5 protein-coding genes and 1 pseudogene are annotated in these 9,010 nt (G+C 54.2%); 3 read left to right on the top strand and 3 right to left on the bottom strand.

The window, feature by feature from the left end; translation table 11 throughout:
- Together H6F43_RS15025 and H6F43_RS15020 are read right to left on the bottom strand one after the other, a co-directional pair.
- Positions 1-2,417 (bottom strand): annotated as a pseudogene (locus tag H6F43_RS15025) (hypothetical protein); the annotation flags it as partial.
- 1 nt (position 2,418) lies between these two features.
- The gene (locus H6F43_RS15020; protein WP_190343543.1) at positions 2,419-3,399 is read right to left on the bottom strand and encodes a DUF11 domain-containing protein; all 981 of its coding nucleotides are present in this window, start codon (positions 3,397-3,399) and stop codon (positions 2,419-2,421) included.
- A gap of 660 nt (positions 3,400-4,059) precedes the next feature.
- On the opposite strand from H6F43_RS15020, the gene uvrB reads away from it, so the two are divergent.
- A complete protein-coding gene (uvrB, locus tag H6F43_RS15015; RefSeq protein WP_190343542.1) occupies positions 4,060-6,063 on the top strand; it encodes an excinuclease ABC subunit UvrB in 2,004 nt (667 codons plus the stop codon).
- A 103-nt stretch (positions 6,064-6,166) separates the two neighbouring features.
- Here the strand turns inward: uvrB and H6F43_RS15010 are convergent, their stop codons facing one another.
- Positions 6,167-7,000 (bottom strand): carbohydrate ABC transporter permease, encoded by an 834-nt coding sequence (locus tag H6F43_RS15010; protein WP_190343541.1) that lies wholly within the window; start codon positions 6,998-7,000, stop codon positions 6,167-6,169.
- A gap of 138 nt (positions 7,001-7,138) precedes the next feature.
- Here H6F43_RS15010 and H6F43_RS15005 point away from each other — a divergent pair, with 138 nt between their 5' ends.
- Together H6F43_RS15005 and H6F43_RS15000 are read left to right on the top strand one after the other, a co-directional pair.
- Positions 7,139-7,831 (top strand): aldehyde oxygenase (deformylating), encoded by a 693-nt coding sequence (locus tag H6F43_RS15005; RefSeq protein ID WP_190343540.1) that lies wholly within the window; start codon positions 7,139-7,141, stop codon positions 7,829-7,831.
- Positions 7,832-8,117: 286 nt separating this feature from the next.
- Positions 8,118-9,010 (top strand): long-chain acyl-[acyl-carrier-protein] reductase (locus H6F43_RS15000; protein WP_190343539.1); only part of this gene is annotated, 893 nt, incomplete at its 3' end.

The raw sequence follows: 9,010 nt of genomic DNA, 5'->3' as shown, positions 1-9,010 counted from the left end.
GTGCGATCGGGATAGAGCGGGTCGCTCTTGCTGCTGATGTTCTGCTCGTTTTGGGCGCGGAACGTCAGGGTATCGGTCAGCGGCACGCTCAGGCGCGAAACGATCTGGTTGCTGTCGTCGCCCAAGCGCTCTGGGGTGGCGCGGTCTTCCCGATTGCGGTTGACCCACTCCACTCCCAGCGTTGCGGCTCCCAGCTTTTGCTGCACGCCCGCCCGGATCGTCGTCAGGCTGTTATTGACGCGGCTGCCAGGAATCGGCTCTGGCTCCGGGTTAAACAGATCCGGGAAGGTGGTGCGAATCGCCGAGGCGATGCCAAAGTTTTCTTCGTGGTCGTACTGGAACTGCAGCTGCGTCCCAGCAGCGAGGTTTGCCGCCAGTTCACCGCCGTAGCGAGTTTGCCCCGGCGTAAAGCTAAACGTGGCGTTGTTGGCGAAGTTCTCCTCGACCGATCGATAGTACGCCCGCGCCAGCACGCCTGCAAATACCGCACCTGTCGCCTCAAATCGATAGGCGCTTCCCTGGACATTGCCCAGGAAAATTGAGTCATTGTTGGAGCGGGCATACTCTGCAATGATTCGTCCCTGTTTGCCCAGCGGAATTAGCGTATCCACCCCATACAGCTCGAAGGTGCGATCGCCCTGATCTTCGTTTAGGTAGCTAACGCCCGCCCAGCTTTCGAGTCCAAACGCTCGCGAGAAGTTGTACTGCAAGCGTCCGGCGTACAGGCGGGTGTCGCCGTCACCGTTGCCGTCGAACTGATACGTGACGATAATGCGCCGCACCAGCGTCCGCCCAAACAGGTCGAACTCGGTCTGCTGGATCGGGCGGCGGAACAGCAAGGCACCGCGATCGTAGTCCAGTTCGTAGTCGGGACCGCGCACAAGCTGCTTGCGCTCGATCACCGTGCCGGGACGATTGATTTCCTCGGTTTCCACCACAACGTTTTCACTGCCGCCCACGACTAACCGCTGCGACAGGAAGTAATAGCCGCTGGTGCCGTTGGGCGCGATCGCGTCGCGCTGGAAGCCTTGAATGTTGTTGGCAAATAGAGCGGTTAGGCGGAGATTGCCAACGTTAAAATTGCCCTTGAAACCGTGCAGTTGGCGACTGGTTGCTGTAAAAAACTGCGACGGTGCCGCAAACTCAGGGGTGCTGTAGTCGCCCCACATAAAGAAATCCGATCCGGCTCCCGCCACCGGAGAGGTGCGCTCGAAGCGGAGATAGAGGCTGTCGATCGAGGGCGTCAAATAGTCCGTCGTGGAACTGTCGCCGTAGACCGGGTACGCCTGATCGCAAAACTGCGGGTCGCGGAACAGGCGCGTGGTGCCATCGCACTGCTGGTTCAGCGGACGCTGATTGTTCAGCGCACCCGTTAGCAGCCAGTCGCCGATGCGCCCAGTGGTAAAAATGGCGGTGGTGACGTCGAAGCGGGTCGCGTTGATCAGATCCGGATCGAGGAAGTCGCGGAAGCTGCCGTAGTAGTCAGTTCCGGCATTGCCCAGTCGCAGATTGATTACGCCAGAGACGATCGGGGCTCTCAAGTTCGTGATGAACTCAACCTGCGTGTACGCTTCGATCTGAGTGGTCGATAAGTGTCCAGTAATCGGGATACCCAGCGGCGTCTGCACCCGATCGGCGGGGCGAGATCGTCCGTTGGTCTCGACCTGAATCGTGTCATCGGGGGGCTGAATCTGGCCGTCCTTGAGGTCGCGCCGTTCGCTCAAATCGGCTGCCGCCCGTACCCGCACCTGCTGCGGTGCCAGCGACGACTGCAACTGCGCCGTGAAGCGACCATTGCGGGCAATAATCTGCAATCCAGAACGATCGCGGTCCTGGTCGGCGTCCACAAACCGTCCCGCACTTGCCGAAAGCGTCACCAGCGCGTCCTGTTGGACCACTGCGCCCGACTCGTCTACGATCTGTCCTTCTAGGCGCACGGTCGATCGCCCGTCTGCGGGAACGCGCGGGTCCGACGTGGGCAAAAATTCCAGCTTCGCCTTAATTTCTTTCACCGTCACCGTGACGCTGGTGACGCTGCCGCCTTGGGGCTGCACGGCTAGGACGTTTTCGCCCTCTTTCAGAGGTACGCCGTACCAGACTTGCGTTACGACATCCCCGCTCGGTTGCGTTTGCGTCCGCACGGTGGGGTCGATCGGCTGACCGTTTACCGTCACGCTGATCGCGGTTCCTGCGGGATACTGCACGACAAAGTTGGTGGTGCGATCGCCCGTCACGCTTGCTTGCGGCGACACAATTCGCACGCCGGACGCCGCCTGCGGCGGTGGAGTGCTGTCGGTGGGAGCTTGAGCAATCGTTTGATGAGATCCGGTGAGCGCTACAGCAGAACCGCTAGAGGCAACGAGGGCGGCTCCGACTAGCGACGACAGCAGCGCAAAACGAATGGCTGAATGACGCATATTACCGCCGCCCCTCCTTAAAGCTAGGTGTCACGGCAAAGTTCATCCGTCCCATTCCGCCAGGCGGCAGCCGTACCAGGCGCGAGGTACTGTTTGCTTCAATCCGGTACTGGTTTGGAGCGATGGTATAGCCAGGCAAGCTGGTCAGATCCAGGGTGCCGGTCCGGTAACCCGAAATGACGTAGGCAAGCGAGAATAAACCGTTGGCGTCGGTTGTAACGCGGTTGCCATCGTCCATGAAGATCACCGCGTTTGGCACGCCAGGTTCTCCAGGCTGCTGCTCCCCGTCAAAGTTTTTGTCGACGAATACTCGCCCGACGATCGTGCCGCAGTCGGACAAGATACCAGGTCGAATCTCTAGGCGATGGCTGGCGGTGTTGCTTCGGATGTCGGCACCGCCAGGAGACCTACCAGCCGCCGCTGCCAAGTTGCGTCCGGTTCCTCGAACCGCGTCCGGCATCAGAATCGCTGCATAAACGAGCGTCAGCGTTTGCTGGGGGTCTAAGCTAGGGTAGGTGAACGTAAGATTGCGTCCGTTAATCCTTGGCTCAGGTAGATTGACCGTCGTGTTGCCCAAGGATGCCCGTGCCGACCCCGATACGTATTTCAACCCGAGCGGCAGGGTGTCTGTAACTTCCAAATTGCGTACGGTAGCAGACCCAGAGTTTCTGACCAGCAGACGGTAAGCGACGGTATCGCCTGGTTCAGCGGCGGCGCGATCGCCCGTTTTGACAATTTCTAATCCCGCTTGCCCCACTCGTGCAGGCAGCGTGGTCGGGTTAGATTCAGTATTCCGAACCGGACCTCCGGGTGTATCCCGAAAGTTTGCCGTTGCGGTATTGGGAATTGTGATGACTTGTTCTTGAGCGGTGGCAGAGAAACCCTGAAAGCTAATTCCCGAAAAGAGAAGTGCTTGTAGAACTCGTTGGTAGCTGCACCCCAACTGAGCGGCAGGAGGCTTTATTTGCTGTAAACCATTCATTTAGAGGTTCAATCCAAACCGGCGATGCTAAATCCCTCAGTAGATGCACTGGTTTAACCAGCCTTCAAATCTTGTCTCAATGTCCGTACACGCTGGTTCGTATGAATGCTAAACGTTGTCGCTAAATCTAGGGAAAGATTCAACGATGTTCGCTGCTAACTCGGTATTTACACAGAGTTCATGACACGAGATTTTACAGAATCCACAATACATTGTCAAAACTTTATAATTTCTTCAAATGATTACTACCCCTAGTACTGGGCTTTGGGCTTATCGATCGCCACAATTCTTCATTATTTGAGCGGTTCCCCGATGTAATCAAACTGAGAGTCGAACTAAGAGAAAACCGATTCGCTTATGTGGTAATGGACTAGACCAAGGCAGCGATTAAAACCGTTACACTAGAAAAGTCGAAAGCCGCTGTCTCGCCTTCTCTGTGGGCGGATTGCCTACTTACTGATTTCGTGGTTTTAACGCTCGATCGCGCTCAAGAAAGGCAGGATTTAGTCGGATTTTAATCAGCAGGATCGAGCCGCCTCGACTAGTGCATCCGCTAACAGCATTCATCGAAGGTTGTCGAAACTATTGAAGCGATTTGTCCGCTGCCTGCGCTCGTGAAGCATTGTGTCATTCCCTTCTCTGGACCCCGTTTATTCCCCTATGGCAAAGTTCCAGATTCAAGCACCCTTTGAACCAACAGGCGACCAACCCACTGCGATCGCCCAGCTTGTGAACAGTCTCCAAGCCGGACACCGCTATCAAGTGCTGCTAGGCGCAACCGGAACCGGAAAAACCCACACGATCGCCCGCACGATCGAGAAAGTTGGGCGACCCGCTCTCGTGCTGGCGCACAACAAAACCTTGGCGGCGCAATTGTGCAACGAGCTACGCGAATTTTTTCCAGACAACGCGGTTGAATACTTCATCAGCTATTACGACTACTACCAGCCAGAAGCCTACATTCCCGTCAGCGATACGTACATCGAAAAGACTGCCTCGATCAACGACGAGATTGATATGCTGCGGCACTCGGCGACACGATCGCTATTCGAGCGGCGAGACGTGATTGTCGTGGCGTCGATTAGCTGCATCTACGGTTTGGGCATTCCCTCCGAGTACCTGAATGCATCAATTCCGCTGCGGGTTGGTGAAGAAATGGACCCACGCCAGATCATCCGCGACCTTGCCTCCGTGCAGTACACTCGCAATGATTTGGATTTGGGACGCGGACGGTTTCGGGTCAAAGGCGACGTGCTAGAAATTGGTCCTGCCTACGAGGATCGGATCGTTCGGGTCGAGTTCTTCGGCGACGAGATCGACGCGATTCGCTACATCGATCCGGTGACGGGCGGTACGCTGCAAAGCATGGACGCGGTCAACATCTATCCGGCACGGCACTTTGTCACGCCAGAAGATCGGCTACAGGCGGCGTGCGACGCGATCGAGCAGGAACTCAAAGAGCGGCTTGAAGAACTGGAGAAAGACGGCAAGCTGCTAGAAGCGCAGCGCCTTGAACAGCGGACCCGCTATGACTTGGAAGTGCTGCGAGAAGTTGGCTTCTGCAACGGGGTCGAGAACTACTCGCGGCACTTAGCCGGACGGGTGGCAGGCGAGTCACCAGAGTGCTTGATTGATTACTTCCCCGACGACTGGCTGCTGGTCATCGACGAGTCTCACGTCACGATTCCGCAAATTCGTGGCATGTACAACGGCGACCAAGCCCGGAAGCGTGTGCTCATCGACCACGGCTTCCGCTTGCCCAGTGCTGCCGACAACCGCCCCTTAAAAGCCGATGAGTTTTGGGACAAGGTGAAGCAGTGCATTTTCGTCTCGGCGACTCCGGGTGACTGGGAAATTGAAGTGTCGGGTAAGCAGGTGGCGCAGCAAATTATTCGACCAACAGGCGTGCTGGACCCGGAGATCTTTGTTCGCCCGACGACTGGACAGGTAGACGATTTGCTGCACGAAATCCAAGAGCGGGTACAGCGCCAGGAACGGGTACTGGTAACAACGCTGACCAAGCGCATGGCAGAAGATTTGACTGAGTACTTCCAAGAGCGCGGCGTCAAAGTTCGCTACTTGCACTCCGAAATCAACTCGATCGAGCGGATCGAAATTCTGCAAGACTTGCGGAACGGTGAATTTCACGTGCTGATTGGCGTCAACCTGCTGCGGGAAGGGTTGGATCTGCCGGAAGTGTCGCTGGTTGCCATCCTCGATGCCGACAAGGAAGGCTTTTTGCGGGCAGAGCGATCGCTGATTCAGACGATCGGTCGTGCCGCCCGCCACATCCACGGGCAAGCCATTCTCTACGCGGACAACATGACCGACAGCATGGCGAAGGCAATCAGCGTCACAGAGCAGCGTCGCGCGATCCAACAGGAATACAACGAGAAGCACGGAATTGTGCCGATGCCGATCATCAAAAAGTCGAGCAACTCGATTCTGTCGTTTCTGGAAGTCTCTCGTCGCCTCAATGCTCAAGAGCTAGATCAGGCATACGACCAGTCAGAAGACCTGCCGTTAGAAGACATTCCCACGCTAATTACGCAGCTAGAAGCGCAAATGAAAGAGTCGGCGAAAAAGCTAGAGTTTGAGGAAGCCGCCAAGTACCGAGACAAAATTAAGCACCTGCGCGACAAGCTGCTGGGGCGAAAAAGTTAGTGATTAATGATTAACTGCTATTGATTTAGCTAGTCACCGATCAATAGCAGTTAATCCGTAGAAGTACTTAAGAATCTAACAGCTAAAAACCGGTAGCCAGCCGCTAATTCTTAATTCCCGTTGTCGCAATTCCGCGAATAAATTCGCGTTGACCAACAAGGAACAGCAGCATAACAGGAACTGTAGAAATTACTACAGCTGCCATTAACAGCGACCAGTTATTGGTAAACTGCTCCTGGAAGGCAGCCAGCGCCAGTTGAACCGTCTTTAGTTCGGGACGAGTCGTAAAAACTAGCGGCTTGAATAAATCATTCCATTCACCAATAAATGTAAATAAAAACAGCGTTACCAGTGCCGGACGTGCGAGCGGCAGCATGACACGCCAGAGAATTTGCAGTCGATCGGCTCCGTCTAACGCAGCGGCTTCTTCCAACTCAATTGGAATGGTTAAAAAGTACTGCCGCATCAGAAAAATTCCGAATCCATTGGCGGCAGTCGGCAAAATTAATGCTCCATACGTATTAATTAAATGTCCCCATTTCAAAATTAGAAAAATGGGAATGACTAACATTTGAAATGGAATCACTAGCGTTGCCAAAACGATCAGCAGAATCAACTCTCTGCCACGAAACTTCAGCCTCGCTAGCGCATAGCCAGCAAGTGCAGACGTTGCGATTTGTAGTCCTGTGACGGCTAATGCCACGATCGTCGAGTTGGCAAAGGCAAGGAGAAACCCTCCCTGCACCCAAGCCTGACGGTAGTTCTGCCAGGACACTGCGTTCGATCCAGGTGCGCTAAACGAAGTTGCTAGCACCACCCCCAATGGCAGCAGCACAATTAATGCCCCCGTTACCAGCAGCAGCACAATTAGCCATGATATTCGTTTGTCACCAGGAACCTGTTGATCCCCATTCCCGTCCAGATTCTGGATAGACATTCTCGATTTCCCACAATTAACAAGTTAAAGTGATACAAGCACGAACTTGAAACCGTTCCCTCGGTTCAACGCCCCCATCCTGTTATTTCAGTGCCGAATTTTTAATCGGCTTGCATTCCTGAGGAGATAAAAAAACCTATGCCGCAGCTTGAGGCTAGTGTAATCGACTTCCAAAGCGAGACTTATAAAGACGCTTACAGCCGGATCAATGCCATTGTCATTGAAGGCGAACAAGAGGCAAATGAGAACTACATCAGGCTAACGGAACTGCTTCCCGACAGCAAAGAACAGTTGCTTGGTCTTGCCCGGATGGAAAACCGGCATAAAAAAGGCTTTGAAGCCTGCGGACGCAACCTCAGCGTCGCACCCGATATGGAATTTGCTCGGCAGTTCTTCGCCCAACTGCACCAAAACTTCCAGCAGGCAGCTGCCGAAAACAAGGTTGTGACCTGCCTTTTGATTCAGTCTCTGATCATCGAGTGCTTTGCGATCGCTGCGTACAACATCTACATTCCAGTGGCTGACGACTTTGCCCGCAAGATCACTGAGGGTGTTGTTAAGGATGAGTACACCCACCTAAACTTTGGGGAAGAGTGGCTGAAAGCCAATTTTGAAGCGTCCAAGGCAGAACTAGAAACCGCAAACCGTCAGAACTTGCCGTTAGTCTGGCAGATGTTGAATCAGGTCGAAACTGACGCCGAGATTCTGGGCATGGAGAAGGAAGCGCTGGTGGAAGACTTCATGATTCAGTACGGTGAAGCGCTAGGCAACATTGGCTTCAGCACCCGCGAGATTATGCGGATGTCAGCGATGGGATTGTCTGCCGCCTAGCCTTGCAGTTGATCACTTAATCTTGTGGGGAGGCAAAGCAGTCTCTCCACAAGGCATTAACGGTGTTAGTGCCACTGCTAAAACAGGGTAGGAGCTACGAAAGAATTCAGCGATCGCAGTCCCTATTAATTATTCAGAGTAATTACTTCCATAAGTACTCTAAATCACAAATCTTACCGATGGCTGCGTTTTAGTATCGCCAGGTACATCGGTGAGTCCCCTTGATGCGGTTTGCTCATCAAGGAGCGTGTTTTGTCTGAGTTGCTAATGTCTCGCAAGGTCGTTCATGTTTGGTTTAATTGGTCATCTCACTAGCCTAGAGCACGCCCAGACTGTTGCAAAAGAGTTGGGCTATCCAGAGTACGCCGATCAAGGGCTCGATTTTTGGTGCAGTGCCCCACCGCAAATCGTAGACACCATCACCGTTACTAGCATCACTGGACAAACGATCGAAGGCAAATACGTCGAATCCTGCTTTCTGCCCGAGATGCTGGCATCACGCCGCATCAAAGCTGCAACCCGCAAAGTCGTTAACGCGATGGCGCACGCTCAGAAACACGGAATTAACATCACTGCGCTAGGCGGCTTTTCGTCGATCGTCTTCGAGAACTTCAACTTAGAGCAGGTCAAGCAGGTCCGCAACGTCATTCTAGACTGCAAGCGCTTCACGACAGGCAACACTCACACCGCCTACGTTATCGTGCGTCAGGTAGAGCTAGCCGCTCCCAAATTAGACATTGATCTGTCAAAGGCAACAGTTGCCGTTTGCGGTGCGACAGGTGACATTGGCAGCGCGGTCTGTCGCTGGCTCAGCACTCGTACAGGCGTTGCAGAACTGCTGTTAGTGGCTCGGAACCAAGAGCGGCTTCAGGAGCTACAAGCAGAACTTGGTCGCGGCAAAATTATGGGACTGGAAGAGGCGCTACCGCAGGCAGACATTATTGTCTGGGTTGCCAGCATGCCGAAAGGTGTTGAAATCGATCCCGCCACGCTCAAACCGTCTTGCTTGCTGATCGATGGTGGCTACCCGAAAAATTTAGGGACGAAGATTCAGCGCGAAGGGGTTCACGTGCTCAACGGCGGTATCGTCGAGCACTCGCTGGATATTGACTGGCGGATTATGAAAATCGTCAACATGGATGTTCCCGCCCGTCAGCTGTTTGCCTGCTTTGCAGAATC

The organism is Leptolyngbya sp. FACHB-36 (assembly GCF_014695955.1).
GTDB lineage: Bacteria > Cyanobacteriota > Cyanobacteriia > Leptolyngbyales > Leptolyngbyaceae > FACHB-36.
The sequence above is the reverse complement of the archived record's forward strand: the minus strand, read 5'-3'. Positions and strand labels throughout refer to the sequence as shown.

Coding starts and splice junctions, on each gene's coding strand:
- uvrB (WP_190343542.1), top strand. CDS start 4,060: ATGGCAAAGTTCCAGATTCAAGCACCCTTTGAACCAACAGGCGACCAA.
- H6F43_RS15010 (WP_190343541.1), bottom strand. CDS start 7,000: ATGTCTATCCAGAATCTGGACGGGAATGGGGATCAACAGGTTCCTGGT.
- H6F43_RS15005 (WP_190343540.1), top strand. CDS start 7,139: ATGCCGCAGCTTGAGGCTAGTGTAATCGACTTCCAAAGCGAGACTTAT.
- H6F43_RS15020 (WP_190343543.1), bottom strand. CDS start 3,399: ATGAATGGTTTACAGCAAATAAAGCCTCCTGCCGCTCAGTTGGGGTGC.